Source organism: Deltaproteobacteria bacterium (genome assembly GCA_005879795.1).
Taxonomy (GTDB): domain Bacteria; phylum Desulfobacterota; class Binatia; order DP-6; family DP-6; genus DP-6.
On record VBKJ01000108.1, the window covers coordinates 1 to 15,004 of the forward strand.

Genomic DNA, 15,004 nt, shown 5'->3' on the forward strand with positions numbered 1-15,004 from the left:
GCCAAGAGCGCCGGTGCCACCATCCTCTCCGAGCCCAAGGATCAGTTCTACGGCGACCGGACCTACGGAGCGGCGGATGTCGAGGGTCACCACTGGTACTTTGCCCAGCATATCCGCGACGTCGCGCCCGAGGACCTCAAGCCGCCGGCGTAGGTTGCTCGGCTCCCACCCTTCGTTCCAGGCGATCCTAGAGATTATGACCGAGTGGACGGTGCCCCGCCTCCAACCGGCTGACACGATCACGTGCGTCTGCGACCGCAATGAGCCGGCCGCCGGTGAAGCCCGACAGCGGTTTGAGTTCCTGAGAAAGAGTAGGGGGAACCGGGAGCGCCTCTATCCCAGCCTTGCCTTCGCATCGATGCGGGATGAACTCTGCTTGCAGGCGGCGGACGTCCTGGTCTACGACAAGTGCCGCTGGATGCAGACATGGGTGCGGCCGCAGCAGTAGAGGGCGGACCGAGAAGCGGCTCGTACCTTGGACGAACGGGAGGACTGATGCCGAGACAGCGAAGCCTCGTGACGGTGATCCGCGACATGGTGCAGCAGGAGGTGCGCTCCGCGATCCAGTCGTTGCTCGGAGGCATCTCTACCGGAAGGCGGGTAGCGAAGGGTCGTCGCCGTCGCCGCAAGGCGCGCGGGAAATGGCGCCCTGGTGGTCCTGGTCGTCCGCCGAAGGCCGTTACCGAGAGGGCAGCGCATAGGAGGGCCGTGGTGACGACTCCGGTTTCGAAGGTGAAGACCGGCAGCCGTCGCAGGCGTCGGCGTGGTCCCGGTCGTCCACCCGGATCGAAGAACAAGGCGGCATGATGGCGAAGACCGACGAGGTGTGGACGCAGTTGGCGACCCGCATTCCGAAAGAGCTCCACCGGCGCCTGAAGCTGCACTGCGTGACGCACGACATCGCGCTCATGCTTTTCGTGGTCGAGGCGATTGAGGAGAAGCTCGGGCGCAAGGCCAAGCCGAGGAAGGGGACGGCCTGAGCTGCCGCTCCGCTGGGAAGGGCTGGCGGAGCGGGGGTGATGACGGGGACCCGCATGCCGTGCTAGCCAGAGAAGCGTGACGATCAGGCCGGAGGAGGTGCGCGCCAAGCTGGAGGCCGGGCGCACGGCAATCGCGGAACGGCTGCACCTTCTCGCTGACGAGATCGAGGCGCTCCCCCTCGAAGGTGCTACGGAGGCGCTCTCGTGGTTCGGGGATCAGATCGAGCGCCTGCTGCGGGAAGCCGACCGAATCCTCGGCGCCGACCTTGGCCATCACCGGCCCTGAACGTCTTCCACCGCGCCCGCCCTCCCTTTTCAGGCCGACAAGGCGGCGGCCGACAGCCTCGCCACGGACACCGGGCTACCTTGAATTTCCGGGGAGCGCATACTAAGGATCGCGCTTCTCTAAGGATCGCGCTTCTCTACGGAAGTTCATGGGAATCAAAGAGAATCTCGCAGAGCTCGAGCGCCGGAACCGCGAGGCGCTGCTCGGCGGGGGCGAGGAGCGCATCGCCAAGCGCCACGCCGAGGGCAAGGGCAGTGCGCGCGACCGCATCGACCAGCTCCTCGACCCGGGGAGCTTCGTCGAGCTCGACCGCTTCAAGACCCACCGCTGCCTCGACTTCGGCATGGCCGAGCGGAAGATCTACGGCGACGGCGTGGTCACCGGCCACGGCACCATCGACGGCCGCCTGGTCTTCATCTTCTCGCAGGACTTCACCGTCTTCGGCGGCAGCCTCTCGGGCGCCTTCGCGGAGAAGGTGGTCAAGATCATGGACCTCGCCATGAAGGCGGGCGCGCCCGTGATCGGCCTCAACGATTCGGGCGGCGCGCGCATCCAGGAGGGTGTGGTCAGCCTCGCCGGCTACGCCGACATCTTCCTCCGCAACGTGCTCGCCTCGGGTGTGATCCCGCAGATCTCGGTCATCATGGGGCCGTGCGCCGGCGGCGCCGTCTACTCGCCCGCGATGACGGACTTCATCCTCATGGTGAAGAACACCGGCTACATGTTCATCACCGGGCCCGACGTGATCCGGACGGTCACGCACGAAGAGGTGACGCAGGAGGAGCTGGGGGGCGCCGACACCCACAACACGCGGAGCGGCGTCGCGCACTTCGAGGGCGCCAACGAGGCCGACACCCTCGCCATGGTGCGCGAGCTCCTCTCCTTCATCCCGTCGAACAACCTGGACGATCCGCCCTTCGTGACGACCGACGACCCCCCCGACCGCCGCGACCCGGCCCTCGCCTCGATCGTGCCCGAGAACCCGAACAAGCCCTACGACATGCGCCAGGTGATCGCGGCGGTGGTCGACGACGGCGACTTCTTCGAAGTGCAGCAGGCGTTCGCGCGGAACATCCTGTGCGGCTTCGCGCGCCTCGGCGGGCGCTCGGTCGGCATCGTCGCCAACCAGCCGGCCTTCCTCGCCGGCGTGCTCGACATCGATGCCTCGGTCAAGGCGGCGCGCTTCGTCCGCTTCTGCGACTGCTTCAACATCCCGCTGGTGACGTTCGTCGACGTGCCGGGCTTCCTCCCCGGCACGGCGCAGGAGTTCGGTGGCATCATCAAGCACGGGGCGAAGCTGCTCTACGCCTTCTGCGAGGCGACCGTGCCGAAGATCACGGTCATCACGCGCAAGGCGTACGGCGGCGCCTACGACGTCATGTCGTCCAAGCACATCCGCGGCGACGTGAACCTCGCCTACCCCACCGCCGAGATCGCGGTCATGGGCCCCGACGGCGCCGTCAGCATCGTCTTCCGCAACGAGATCGAGCGGGCGAAGGACCCCGCCGCCGAGCGGGAACGGCTGGTCGCCGAGTACCGGCGCACCTTCGCCAACCCGTACAAGGCCGCCGAGCTCGGCTACATCGACGAGATCATCCAGCCCGCCGACACCCGCCCGCGCTTGATCGGCGCGCTCGAGATGCTGCAGAACAAGCGCGACCGGAACCCGCCCAAGAAACATGGCAACATCCCACTCTAAGCGCCCGCCCTTCACGCGCATCCTGGTGGCGAACCGCGGCGAGATCGCCGTGCGCGTCATGCGCGCCTGCCGCGAGCTCGGCATCGAGTCGGTCGCCGTCTATTCGGAGCCCGACCGCAGCGCCCTCCACGTCCGCCAGGCCGACCACGCCTACCCGATCGGGCCGGCAGCGGCCGCCGAGAGCTACCTCCGCATCGACAAGCTGATCGCGGTGGCTCTGGAGTCCCGGGCCGACGCGATCCACCCCGGCTACGGCTTCCTCTCCGAGCGCGCCGCCTTCGCCCAGGCGTGCGCCGACGCGGGTGTCGTCTTCATCGGACCGTCGGCGCACGCGATCGCGGCCATGGGCGACAAGGTCGAGGCCCGCCGCCTCATGCGCAAGGCCGGCGTGCCGGTCGTTCCCGGCTCCGACCACGCCCTCAGCTCGGACGGCGAGGTGGAGAAGCTCGCGAGCGCGATCGGCTTCCCCGTGATGCTGAAGGCCGCCGGGGGCGGCGGCGGCAAGGGCATGCGCCTCGTCGAGTCTCCCGACCAGCTCAAGAGCGCGCTCCGCGCCGCGCGCTCCGAGGCCCGGTCCGCCTTCGGCGACGACCGCGTCTACGTCGAGAAGGCGATCGTTCGCCCACGCCACATCGAGGTGCAGGTGCTCGGCGACACGCACGGCCACGTCGTCCACCTCTACGAGCGCGAGTGCTCCGTCCAGCGCCGGCACCAGAAGGTGATCGAGGAGTCGCCGTCCACGGCCCTCGATGAGGCCACGCGAAGCGAAATGGGCCGCGTCGCGGTCGCGGCGGCGAAGGCGGTCGACTACGTCGGCGCGGGCACGGTCGAGTTCCTGGTCGACCAGGAGCGGCGCTTCCACTTCCTCGAGATGAACACCCGCATCCAGGTCGAGCACCCGATCACGGAGGCGGTGACCGGGGTCGATCTCGTGAAGGCGCAGATCGAGATCGCGGCCGGGCGGCCGCTCGGCTTCGAGCAAGCGGACGTCGTCCAGCGCGGCTGGGCGATCGAGTGCCGCATCTACGCCGAGGATCCGGAGAACAACTTCCTCCCCGCGCCGGGCCGCATCGCCGTGCTGCGCGTGCCGAGCGGGATCGGCATCCGCGACGACTCGGGCGTGTACGAGGGCTTCGAGGTCTCGACCCATTACGACCCGATCCTCTCCAAGCTGGTCGCCTGGGGCGCCACCCGGGACGAGGCGATCGGCCGCATGCTGCGCGCCCTCGGCGAGTACGTGATCGTCGGCCCGACCGCCAACGTCGCCTTCCACCGCTGGGCCCTCCGGCACCCCGCCTTCCGCGCCGGCGACATCGACACCGGCTTCATCGCCCGCCACTTCACGCCCGCGGCGCTGGCCGAGGGGACGGAGGCCGACCTGCCCCTCATCGGCGCCGCGCTGGCCGCCATCGCGCGCGGCGGGACGGCCGTCGGCGCGAACGGGGCCGGCCCCCCTGGCCCGCCGCGCTCGCGCTGGCGGGAGCTCGCGCGGCGCGAGGCGCTCCGTGAGTAGCCCCCGCCCGGCGCGTTTCACGGCGCTGGTGGGCGTGGCCACGCACGCGCTCGAGGTCGCAGCGCTCGGCGAGGGGCGCTATCGGATCGCGATCGACGGGCGCGAGCGCATCGTCGACTGCCGCGAGACGGGCGCCGGCACCTTCTCCCTCCTGATCGACCACGCCGCCGCCGAGGTCAGCGTGGCCAACCGGGGCGACGAGTTCCAGGTGGCCGTCGCGGGCCGCACCCACCGCCTCCGCCTCCTCGACGAGCGCGCCCGGCGGCGCCACCAGCGGACCGGGGCCAGCGACGGCGCCCGCGAGCTGCGGGCGGCGATGCCCGGCAAGGTGGTCGCCGTCCTGGTCGAGCCAGGCGCCAGGGTCGAGCGCGGCCAGGGCCTCCTCGTCATCGAGGCCATGAAGATGGAGAACGAGATCGGCTCGCCGCGGACCGGCACGGTGGCCGAGGTGCGGGTCAGGCCGGGCCAGGCTGTCGAGGCCGGCGAGCTACTCGCGCGCATCGATTAGGTGCGCGGCGCGAGGGAGGGGATGCCTCGCGGAGCGCCGGCGGCGGCCCCGCCGCCGCCCGCACCGAGTCTTCACGAGCCTGAAACTTGTGGCGCGGGGACGATCGTGTTAGGGGCTCTCACCAAGCTGCGGTATGAGCATCTCGTACGTTCCCAAGAAGATCTACCTGACCAAGGGCGTCGGCAAGAACCGCGAGAAGCTCTCGAGCTTCGAGATGGCGCTGCGCTCGGCGGGCATCGCGCAGTACAACCTGGTGCGCGTGTCGTCGATCTTCCCGCCCCACTGCAAGCTGATCTCGCCCCAGGAGGGGCAGAAGCTCCTCAAGTCGGGCCAGGTGCTCCACGTCGTGATGAGCGAGAACGCCACCAACGAGCCGCACCGCCTGGTGGCCGCCTCGGTCGGCGTCGCGATCCCCAAGGACCGCAACCAGTACGGCTACCTGTCCGAGCACCACAGCTACGGCCAGACCGACAACAAGGCCGGCGACTACGCCGAGGACCTGGCGGCCTCCATGCTGGCCACCATCCTGGGCGTCGACTTCGACCCCAACACGAGCTACGACGAGCGCAAGGACATCTGGCGGATGAGCGACAAGATCGTCATCACGCGCAACGTCACCCAGTCCGCCATCGGGGACCGGGAGGGGCTGTGGACGTCGGTCGTCGCGGCCGCCGTGTTCGCCGAGTGAGTCCGAACCCGTCTCGACCCTGACTCGCCCGAAGATCACCGCCGCAGCGCCGAGCGAGGAGGAAGCTGCCCTCGAGGCGCGGCTGCTCGCGGCCGTCGAGCGCCGCAAGAGCCCGGTGGCGGCCGAGGATCTCCTACGCGCCGCGCGCGTCTCGCGGGACGAGCGCCGGAGCGGCGAGGAGCGGCTCGCGGCCCTCGAGGCCCGCGGCGCCCTCGTGCGCACCAAGGGGGATCGCTTCACCCTGCCCGCCCGGCTCGACCTCGTGGCCGGCCGTCTCCACTCGAGTCCCGCCGGCTTCGCCTTCTGCGTCACCGACGACCCCGACGAGGAGGACGTGTACGTGCCCGCCTCCGGCGTCCGCCCGGCGATGCACGGCGACCGGGTGCTGGTGCGCGTCGAGCGCTTCCGGCGCCGCGGGCGCGCCGAGGGCCGCGTCGCCAGGGTGCTCGAGCGCGGCACGAGCCGGGTGATCGGCGTGCTGCGGCGCGGCAGGACCTCCGCCGTCGTCGTCCCGCAGGAGCAGCGCATCACCGTGCCCGTCCTGGTCCCGCGCGGCGCCGACGGCGGGGCTGCCGACGGCGACATGGTGGTCGCGGACCTGGTCCGCTACCCCGGCCTCGCCTCCGACGCCGAGGCGCGCGTCACCGCCGTCCTCGGGCCCGCCACCGACCCCCGGGTCGAGAGCGAGGCGGTGATCGCCGCCCACGACCTGCCCCGCGAGTTCCCGCCCGAGGTGGCCGCCGCCGCGCGCCGCATGCCGGCGCGCGTGCCGCCGTCGGCCACCGCCGGGCGCCTCGACCTGCGCAGCCTCCCCATCGTCACCATCGACGGCGAGAACGCGCGCGACTTCGACGACGCCGTGCTGGTCGAGGCCCGGGGCACCGGCTTCCGGCTCACGGTCGCGGTCGCCGACGTGGCGCACTACGTGCCCGCCGGGAGCCCGCTCGATCTCGAGGCCCGCGCGCGCGGCACGAGCGTCTACTTCCCCGACCGCGTCCTCCCCATGCTGCCCGAGGAGCTGTCGAACGGCATCTGCAGCCTCAAGCCCGACGAGGACCGCCTGGCGAAGGCCGTCCGCATGGAGTTCGACGCGCGCGGGCGGGAGACCGGGGTCTCCTTCCACGACGCCGTGATGCGCAGCGCCGCGCGCCTGACCTACACCCAGGTCCGCCAGGCGCTCGTCGACCGCGACCCGGCGGTACGCGCCGCCCTCGGCACGCTGGTCGAGCCCCTCGAGCGCGCCGAGGCGCTGGCGCGCCTGCTCATGGCCCGCCGCCGCCAGCGGGGCGCCATCGACTTCGACCTTCCCGAGGCCGAGGTGGTGCTCGACCTGCGCGGCCGTCCAGAGCAGATCGTGCGCGCCGAGCGCTCGATCGCGCACCAGATGATCGAGGAGTTCATGCTGGCCGCCAACGAGGCCGTGGCGCGCGAGCTCGGGCGCCGGAAGCTCGCCTTCCTCCACCGCGTGCACGAGCCCCCGACCGCGGAGAGCGTGGGCGAGCTGGCGCGTTTCCTCGAGGGCTTCGGCCTGCGTCTCCGGATCGAGGAGGGACGGGCGGCGCCCAAGGCGTTCGCCGCCGTGCTCGAGCAGGTGAAGGGACGTGCCGAGGAACGGCTCGTCAACACGATCCTCCTCCGCTCCATGCAGCAGGCGCGCTACGCCGCGGAGCCCCTCGGCCACTTCGGCCTCGCCGCCGCCTGCTACACTCACTTCACCTCGCCCATCCGCCGCTACCCCGACCTGGTCGTGCACCGCATCCTCGGGACGGGGCGCGTGCCGCCCGATCTCGGCGCCATCGCCGAGGAGTCCTCGCGGCGCGAGCGCACGGCGATGGACGCCGAGCGGGAGATCGTGGCGCTGAAGAAGGTCCAGTTCATGCAGGACAAGGTGGGCGAGGCCTACGACGGCTTCGTCTCGGGCGTCGTGCCGTTCGGCTTCTTCGTCGAGCTCGCGGACGTGTTCGTCGAGGGCCTCGTGCACGTGAGCACGCTCGGCGACGACTTCTACGATCACGTCGAGCGCCAGCACCTGCTGCGCGGCCGGCGCACGCGGCGGACCTTCCGCGTCGGCGATCCGGTCCGCGTGGCGGTCGCCGGGGTCTCGATCGAACGCCGGCAGGTTGACTTCACGCTCGCGGACGGCGAGGAGAGAAGCGACCGATGGCGAAGGCGGCGGCACTCCTGATCGCGGCCCTCGCGCTCCCCGCCGTCGCGGCGGCGCGCGGCGCGGAGAGCGACCCGGAGCGGCGGAGCCTGGTCGTGCAGGCGGTCGAGAAGGCGAGCCCGGCGGTGGTGAACGTCTCGACCGAGCAGATCGTCGAGCAGCGCGGCTCCCCGTTCCCCTTCCCCCAGGACCCGTTCTTCGAGGAGTTCTTCCGCGACTTCGTCGACCCGCGCCCGCGGCGCTTCAAGACGACGAGCCTGGGCTCGGGCGTCATCGTCGCGGCCGACGGCACCATCATGACCAACGTGCACGTGGTCCAGCGCGCCAGCCGCATCCAGGTGACGCTGATCGACCAGCGCGAGTTCGACGCCAAGCTGGTGGGCGCGGACGCCGACGCCGACATCGCCGTCCTGCGCATCAAGGCGGGCGGGGACCTGCCGCACATCCCCTTCGGCACCTCGGCCGATCTCATGATCGGCGAGACGGTGATCGCGATCGGCAACCCCTTCGGCCTCTCGCACACGGTGACGACCGGCGTGGTGAGCGCGGTCGGCCGCTCGCTGCGCGACGAGGACCGCACCTACACCGACTTCATCCAGACCGACGCCTCGATCAACCCGGGCAACTCGGGCGGGCCGCTCCTGAACATCAAGGGCGAGCTGGTCGGCATCGACACCGCCATCTACGGCAAGGCGCAGGGCATCGGCTTCGCCATCCCCGTCGACCGTGCGCGCCGCGTGATGAAGGACCTGGTCTCCTACGGAGAGGTGCGCCACGCCTGGATCGGCCTCGTGGTGCAGGACCTGAGCCCGGAGCTGGCCGAGCGCTTCGGCGTGCGCCGCGGCGTGGTGGTGGCCGAGGTCGAGTCGAAGAGCCCGGCCCAGGCCGCCGGCCTCGCACGCGGCGACGCGATCACGAAGGTGGACGGGCGCGAGGTGGCCTCACGGGACGAGTTCGAGCAGCGCATCGAGGACCACGCGGAGGGCGACGGCGTCACCTTGACGCTCCGGCGCGACGGCCGCGACGAGGACGTCCGGCTCGCGGCCGCGGCCTTCCCCGTCGCGCGCGCCGACGAGCTCGCCTGGCAGCTCCTCGGTCTCGAGGCCGTGGCCGACGACGAGGGCCTGGTCGTGCGCCGGGTGCGCTCGGGGAGCCCGGCGGCGCGCATCGGGGTGCAGAAGGGCGACCGGCTCCTCGGCCTCGGCGGCACGCCGCTCCGCTCCGTGGCGGAATTGCGGCGGAAGATGGTCGAGGTGCGCGCGGCGCGGAGCATCCTGCTCTCGGTCGGGCGCGGACCGTATCAGTACAACGTGAACGTGCCGCTGGCGCGGGGGTAGGGGTGGGAGCGCTCCGCGTCAGTCGCCTCACCTGCGGGCCCGCAACCTCCCCGTGAGGTGAAGGGCGGCCCGGCCGCCGTTTTCGTCACTCGTCGTCCGAGCCCCGGCGAGGGACCACGAAGCCGAGCTGCCGGAGCTTCGCCCACAGCGATTCGCGCGTCATCCCCAGGCTGCGCGCCGTCGCGACGCGGTGGTAGCCGTGCGCGCGGAGCCGCGCGCGGATGGTCGCGAGCTCGACCTCGCGCACGATCTCCTTGAGCGGGCGCGCGCCGTCGCCCGCGGCGGGGGGCGCGCCGTCGACGATCCACGCGGCGAGGAGGTCGGGCGTGATGCGCTCGCCGGGCTCGGCGCACAGGATGAGCCGGTGGATCTCGTTCTCCAGCTCGCGCACGTTGCCGGGCCACGGGTAGCGCTCGAGGAGCCGGAGCGCGCGCGGGTCGAAGCCGCGGAGCTTCTTGCCCTCCTGCGCGGACAGTTGCTCGAGCAGATGCACGGCGAGCAGGCGGATGTCCCCCCGGCGCTCGCGCAGGGCGGGGAGCCGGATCGGAAACACATGCAGCCGGTAGTAGAGGTCCGGGCGGAAGCGGCCGGCGCGTGCCGCCTCCCCGAGGTCGCCGTTGCTCGCCGCGATGACGCGCACGTCGACCTTTCGCCCGCCGCTGGCGCCCACCGGTCGCACCTCGCCGTCCTGCAGCACGCGCAGGAGCTTCGCCTGGATGGCGGGACTCGCCTCGCTCACCTCGTCGAGGAAGAGCGTCCCCCCGTCGGCCTCCTCGAAAAGGCCGCGCCGGGCCCGCTCGGCGCCGGTGAAGGCACCGCGCACGTGTCCGAAGAGCTCGCTCTCGAGTAGCCCCTCGGGCAGCGCGGCGTAGTTCTGGGCCAGGAAGGGGCCCCGCGCGCGCGGGCCGTGATAGTGGATGGCGCGCGCGAAGAGCTCCTTGCCCGTGCCGGTCTCGCCCTCGAGCAGCACCGTGACCCGCGTCTGCGCCGCGCGCTCGGCCAGGAAGAGCGCCTGCTCGATGGCGGCGCTCTCGCCGATGATGCCGTCGAGGCGGTAGCGCTCGCGCAGCTCGCGGCGGAGCCGGCTCACCTCGCGGCGCGAGGAGCGGAGCGCGCTCCGGTACCGCGCCGCCGTCCGCTCCAGCTCGCGGCGGCCGAGCGCCTCGCGCACCACCACCGGTACGGTGACGAGGTACTTGCCGTGCTTGACGAGGTAGTCGCTCGCCCCGAGCTTCATCGCCTCGACCGCCACCTCCTCCGAACCGGCGCCGGTGATCACCACGACCGGCACGTCGGGCCAGCGCTGCCGGATCTCGCGCAGGCACTCGAGTCCGTCGGCGTCGGGCAGGCGGTAGTCGAGGAGAACGCAGTCGACCTCGTGCTCGGCGAGATGCCGGAGACCGTCGCGGGCCGAGCACACGGCCGTCACCTCGAACGGGGCGCTCCCCGCGCCGAGCCCCCCCGCGAGAAGCCGCGCCGTCTCGGGGTTATCTTCGATCAGCAGGACGCGCGCCGGCATGGGCGTGCTCCTCCCAGAAGGTGACGATCACCTCGCGCAGGGCCTGCACGCGCGAGGGCTTGACGCGGAACTGGCGTGCTCCCGCGGCGCGCGCCGCGGCCGCGTCCTCCTCCCAGTCGGCCTGGCTCATCACCAGCACGGGGATGGTGCTCAGCTCCGTGTCGGCGCCGAGCCGCTCGAGCACCGCGGGCGCGTCCATGTCGGGGAGGCGGAAATCGAGCACGATGAAGGCCGGGCGCGGCGCGTCGGCAAACGGCGGTCGGCGCCCGAGGAAGGCGAGAGCGTCGGTGCCGTTCTCGACCGTGTGCACCGCAAACGCCTCCTCGAGCACGGCCCGCGCCGCGCGCAGGAAGCCCTGATTGTCGTCCACCACGAGCACGGGTACGGCGCCTTCCATCGCTACCCCTCTCCGCTGGCGGGCAGGCGGACGGTGAAGCAGCTCCCCGCCCCGGGCCGGGACTCCACCGCGACGCTCCCCTCATGCGCCTCGACGATGCGCTTCACGACCGCCAGGCCGACGCCCGTGCCGCCGACCGCCTGGTCGTCGACCTTCTGCTCCTGCCCGGGCACCCGGCCGAAGAGCTCGAAGATGCCGCGGTGGTAGGCGGGCGGGATGCCGATGCCGTTGTCGCGCACCGAGAGGCGGGCGCTCCCGTTCTCGACCCCGCCCGACACGGTGATCTCGCCGTGGTCGGCGGCGACGTACTTCACCGCATTACCGAGGAGGTTGCTCACCACGTGCTCGAGCTTGCGCGGCTGCCCCCACACGCGCGGCAGCGCGCCGACTTCGACCCGGGCCCCCTTGGCGGCGATCTGGGGGCGGAGCGTCTCGAGCGCGCCCTCGACCAGCACGCCCAGCTCGACCCAGGCCGGGGCCTCGGGCTGCGAGGTGATGCGGAACAGCTCGAGCAGGTCGCGGATCATGTCCTCGGTCCCCCCCGCCAGGCGCACGATGCGCTCCAGGTCCTCGCGGCTCTCGGCCGCGAGCCCCGCCGCCTCGCGCTGCAGGAGGAGGTCGGCGATCAGCAGGATCGCGCTGAGCGGGCTCTTCAGATCGTGCGTGACGGTGTAGACGAAGCTCTTGAGCTCCTCCTGCTTCTCCTCGAGGGCGCGCGCCTTGGCGGCGAGCTCGGCGTTCACCGCGGACAGCTCCACCGTCCGCTCCGCCACCTTCGCCTGGAGGTGCCGCGCCAGGTTGCGCAGCTGGGAGCCGTAGCGGTTGGCGTAGAGCGCCACGAAGTTGAGCGTGAGGAAGGCGATGGTGACGAACGCCACCTGCTGGTGGATGTCGACGCGGACCTCGCTGAGCGCCGTGCTCTCGACCCACGCCATCACCGCGTAGCAGGCGGCACAGAGGTTCGCGGTCACGAACACCCAGCTGTCGGAGCGCAGCATCTCGCCATGGATCACCGGGAATGCATAGGTGATCAAGAGGGTGCCCATCATCAGGCCGCCCAAGCGATGGAGGATGACGCTCAGGATGATCACCTGGACCCACTCGTACACGTAGATCGCGGCGCGCCATCCGGCCCAGCGCGGCGCGGTCGCCGCCAGGAGCAGGTTCAGGAGGATCAGGCTGGTGAAGATCCACGCAACCTCGCCGAGGTCGAAGAGGAAGATCTCGCTGGTCGCCCAGACGAAGACGAAGAAGGTGGCCAGCCCGGCGGCGGCGATGAGCGTCGCGCTGCGCGCACGGCTGGCGAGATTCGCCGGGGTTTCCGGCGGGAGAGGACTCGTCGCACGAGCCGCCGTGTCGGGCATGGCCTCCACCCGCGCCAGGGCGCGCTTCCCTGTCTACGGACGGACGGTGCCGAGAGTCAATCGCATGTGAAGATATCCTAACATCGGCCGAACGGCGGCCTCCGGGTGCGGCGCCCGCGGCCGGAGCGGCCGGGCGGACGACGAAAACCGTTCGCCCGCCGGCGCCGGCTCGCCGCGGCGCCGTGCGCAACGCACACCGGGCGGCGCCTCGCACGTGAGGCGCTCTTCACACGCCGCCGTGCGCCGAACGCGCCCGAAGCGGGCGGGCGCGGCGTTTCCGTTACGGCACGCGGGTTGCTCCGCCGTGCCCCCGTGACCTGCACCGCGCCAGAGGCCGCCGACGGCGGTCCGGCGGCCCCGCCGCCCGCCCGCCGCCGCGGCCGCCCGCCCATCCATCTCTCCCTCTCGCTCAACCTGGTGATGCCCTCGCAGTTCTTCCCCGAGGGCGGCGACGGACCGGCGCCCGGCGAGCGGCGTCTCATGCGCGCCGTGCTGAAGGACGCGCTCGCCGTCCTCTTCAAGTACGAGGGGAGCGAAGACCGCCGGGGCCGATGCCTGCGCGCCGAGGCGCAGCAATGGGTGGCGAGCGACGACGCGAGCTGGCCGTTCTCGTTCGTGAACGTGTGCGGCGCGCTCGGTCTCGACCCGTCGTGCGTGCGCACGGGTCTCGCCCGCTCGCTTGCCGCGCAGCGCACCCGGTCCACGAACGTCGTCCCCTGAGCACGGTATCGCGCGTCACGCAAAGAGCGAGACGCGCCTCGAAAGCGAGGGGAGTGCCGGGCGGCGCCTCGCGCCGTATCATGCCGGCGGGGATGCGATCTCCCGGCCCGGCCCTGCTCCTCGTCGCCGCTCTCGCCGGCCCCGTCGGGGCGACCACCCCGACCTTCGTCCAGGGAGAGGCATTCTCGACCGGGTCTAAGGTCCCGGCGCTCACCGTCCCACTCCCCCGTCCGGTTGCCCAGGGGGACCTGCTGGTCGGGTGGTTTGCCCAGTACAACGCCCCCGGGCAGGTCCAGGTATCCGACAACGTGAACGGCACCTGGATGCGGGCGCCGGCCGGATCGCTGACCTTCGATGACGACACGGGTGACATCGCCCTCTACTACCGCGAGAACAGCCGGGCGGCGCCCGGCGGGATCACCATTACCGTAGCCGTTTCCTCGACCGCGTACCTGACGGGATCGGTCGCCGAGTATTCAGGCGTCGCCCTCGCGGGCTCGCTGGATCAGATCGCCGCTGCGCACCGTGAAGACTTTAGGCCCGTTGACACCGGTCCGACCCCGGCGGTGGGTGCGGGCGAGCTCGTGTTCGCGGCCCTGGTGACCGACGCCGCTCCCGGCTCGATCACGCCCGGCAGCAGCCAGGGCATCCCGTACATGCCTCGCGCACAGACGACGAGCGGGTCCGCCTATGAAGAGGACATCACGTCGAGCGCCGCGGGCCCCCAGCACGGGACGGCCACCCTTACCAACGTCGTCGAATGGTACGCGGTGTGCGCCGTCTTCCATGCCTATCCCGCCACGCCGCCCACACCCCCCTCCACCCCCACCGGCCTCGAGGCCACCAGCGTGGCCTCCACGCGGGTCGCCCTCGCGTGGTCGCCGTCCACCGGCAGCGTCGCCGGGTACACCGTGTACCGAAACGGTGCTGCCATCGGGACGACAGGGCCCGACACCACGATCTTCCTCGACGGGGATGTCACGCCGGCAACCACCCACACGTATGCGGTCGACGCCTTCGACCTCGTGAACGATCATTCGGCGCCGTCGGCACCCCTCACGCTCACCACGCCGGCCGTGTCACCCGAATTCGTCCAGGGCGTGGGGGCCTCGCCCTCCTCCCGCCTCACGTCGTACAGCCTCACCCTGACCGAGCCGGTCCTGGCCGGCGACCTGCTGGTCGGGTGGTTCGGCCAGTACGGCGCGTCGGGTCAGGTGCAGGTCAGGGACAACGTCAATGGTGCCTGGACGCGCTCGGTCGCGACGACGTGGGATGGATCGGGCGACATCGCCCTGTACTACCGGCAGAATTCCGCTCCCGCGCCATCGGGCCTCGTGATCACGGTGTCGGCGTCCGCGGCCGCCTACCTGCAGGAGGCGGTCGCGCACTTTCGCCACGTGGCCACGGTGGGAGCGCTCGACCAGGCCGTGGTGTCGCAAGGTACCGGAACCTACGCGACTATCGGTCCGACCGCCGCGGTCCCCGCCGGCGAGCTGGTCGTGGCGGCCGTCCTCACCGGCGGCCGGCCGGGTTGGGTGACTCCCGGAAGCAGCCAGATGGTGCCGTACCTCCTCGACGCCCAGAACGGGAGCGCCGCCTCTACCCTCGAGGACATCCTGTCCAGCGCGGAGGGCCCGCAGGAGGGGAGCATGACCTTGGGCTGGCCCACCAACTGGTACATGGTGCTCGCCACCTTCCGGCCCGCTTCCAGCACGTCCACCACGCAGCCCGCGACGACCACCACCACCCGGCCGCCACCCACCTCCACCACGCGGCCCGCGACGACCACCACGACCACCCGGCCGCCGCCCACCTCCACCACGCGGCCT

General features: G+C 71.7%; 12 protein-coding genes. 9 read left to right on the forward strand and 3 right to left on the reverse strand.

Features of this window, described 5'->3' with window-relative positions; genetic code table 11:
• The first annotated feature begins 1,056 nt into the window (after positions 1-1,056).
• The 7 genes from E6J59_05725 to E6J59_05755 all read left to right on the forward strand — a co-directional run bounded on the left by E6J59_05725 (position 1,057) and on the right by E6J59_05755 (position 9,175).
• On the forward strand, positions 1,057-1,266 hold the full coding sequence (locus E6J59_05725; GenBank protein TMB21485.1) for a hypothetical protein: 210 nt from the start codon (positions 1,057-1,059) through the stop codon (positions 1,264-1,266).
• A 148-nt stretch (positions 1,267-1,414) separates the two neighbouring features.
• Positions 1,415-2,965: an acyl-CoA carboxylase subunit beta gene (locus E6J59_05730; protein ID TMB21486.1), complete on the forward strand. Its 1,551-nt coding sequence runs from the start codon at positions 1,415-1,417 to the stop codon at positions 2,963-2,965.
• Positions 2,946-4,478 carry an acetyl-CoA carboxylase biotin carboxylase subunit gene (gene accC / locus E6J59_05735; GenBank protein ID TMB21487.1) on the forward strand — a complete coding sequence of 511 codons (1,533 nt, stop codon included), beginning with the start codon at positions 2,946-2,948 and terminating at the stop codon, positions 4,476-4,478. Before E6J59_05730 ends, accC begins: the two co-directional genes overlap by 20 nt.
• 316 nt (positions 4,479-4,794) lie before the next feature.
• Positions 4,795-4,986, forward strand: a complete 192-nt coding sequence (locus tag E6J59_05740; protein ID TMB21496.1) for an acetyl-CoA carboxylase biotin carboxyl carrier protein subunit — start codon at positions 4,795-4,797, stop codon at positions 4,984-4,986.
• A gap of 133 nt (positions 4,987-5,119) precedes the next feature.
• Positions 5,120-5,674 (forward strand): arginine decarboxylase, pyruvoyl-dependent, encoded by a 555-nt coding sequence (locus E6J59_05745; protein TMB21488.1) that lies wholly within the window; start codon positions 5,120-5,122, stop codon positions 5,672-5,674.
• Between the two features lie 19 nt (positions 5,675-5,693).
• Positions 5,694-7,859, forward strand: coding sequence for a ribonuclease R (gene rnr, locus E6J59_05750; GenBank protein ID TMB21489.1), 2,166 nt, complete (start codon positions 5,694-5,696; stop codon positions 7,857-7,859).
• Positions 7,835-9,175, forward strand: coding sequence for a PDZ domain-containing protein (locus tag E6J59_05755; GenBank protein ID TMB21490.1), 1,341 nt, complete (start codon positions 7,835-7,837; stop codon positions 9,173-9,175). The genes rnr and E6J59_05755 overlap by 25 nt, the downstream gene beginning before the upstream one ends.
• A gap of 85 nt (positions 9,176-9,260) precedes the next feature.
• On the opposite strand, the gene E6J59_05760 is transcribed toward E6J59_05755, so the two are convergent.
• From E6J59_05760 to E6J59_05770, 3 genes are read right to left on the reverse strand one after another with little or no spacing between them, the layout of a single operon-like run.
• Entirely contained in the window at positions 9,261-10,694 is a 1,434-nt protein-coding gene (locus tag E6J59_05760) for a sigma-54-dependent Fis family transcriptional regulator (GenBank protein ID TMB21491.1), read from the reverse strand.
• Positions 10,663-11,091, reverse strand: coding sequence for a response regulator (locus E6J59_05765; GenBank protein ID TMB21492.1), 429 nt, complete (start codon positions 11,089-11,091; stop codon positions 10,663-10,665). The genes E6J59_05760 and E6J59_05765 overlap by 32 nt, the downstream gene beginning before the upstream one ends.
• A 2-nt stretch (positions 11,092-11,093) precedes the next feature.
• Positions 11,094-12,455 carry a HAMP domain-containing histidine kinase gene (locus tag E6J59_05770; protein ID TMB21493.1) on the reverse strand — a complete coding sequence of 454 codons (1,362 nt, stop codon included), beginning with the start codon at positions 12,453-12,455 and terminating at the stop codon, positions 11,094-11,096.
• 294 nt (positions 12,456-12,749) lie between these two features.
• Between E6J59_05770 and E6J59_05775 the strand changes: the two genes are divergently transcribed.
• Both E6J59_05775 and E6J59_05780 read left to right on the forward strand, forming a co-directional pair.
• Positions 12,750-13,175, forward strand: a complete 426-nt coding sequence (locus tag E6J59_05775; GenBank protein ID TMB21494.1) for a hypothetical protein — start codon at positions 12,750-12,752, stop codon at positions 13,173-13,175.
• A gap of 53 nt (positions 13,176-13,228) precedes the next feature.
• Positions 13,229-15,004 (forward strand): hypothetical protein (locus tag E6J59_05780; GenBank protein ID TMB21495.1); only part of this gene is annotated, 1,776 nt, incomplete at its 3' end.

What these genes read in the sequence shown, in the direction of transcription:
- E6J59_05730 (TMB21486.1), top strand. Translation starts at nt 1,415, where the DNA reads ATGGGAATCAAAGAGAATCTCGCAGAGCTCGAGCGCCGGAACCGCGAG.
- accC (TMB21487.1), top strand. Translation starts at nt 2,946, where the DNA reads ATGGCAACATCCCACTCTAAGCGCCCGCCCTTCACGCGCATCCTGGTG.
- E6J59_05740 (TMB21496.1), top strand. Translation starts at nt 4,795, where the DNA reads ATGCCCGGCAAGGTGGTCGCCGTCCTGGTCGAGCCAGGCGCCAGGGTC.
- E6J59_05745 (TMB21488.1), top strand. Translation starts at nt 5,120, where the DNA reads ATGAGCATCTCGTACGTTCCCAAGAAGATCTACCTGACCAAGGGCGTC.
- E6J59_05755 (TMB21490.1), top strand. Translation starts at nt 7,835, where the DNA reads ATGGCGAAGGCGGCGGCACTCCTGATCGCGGCCCTCGCGCTCCCCGCC.
- E6J59_05760 (TMB21491.1), bottom strand. Translation starts at nt 10,694, where the DNA reads ATGCCGGCGCGCGTCCTGCTGATCGAAGATAACCCCGAGACGGCGCGG.
- E6J59_05765 (TMB21492.1), bottom strand. Translation starts at nt 11,091, where the DNA reads ATGGAAGGCGCCGTACCCGTGCTCGTGGTGGACGACAATCAGGGCTTC.
- E6J59_05770 (TMB21493.1), bottom strand. Translation starts at nt 12,455, where the DNA reads ATGCCCGACACGGCGGCTCGTGCGACGAGTCCTCTCCCGCCGGAAACC.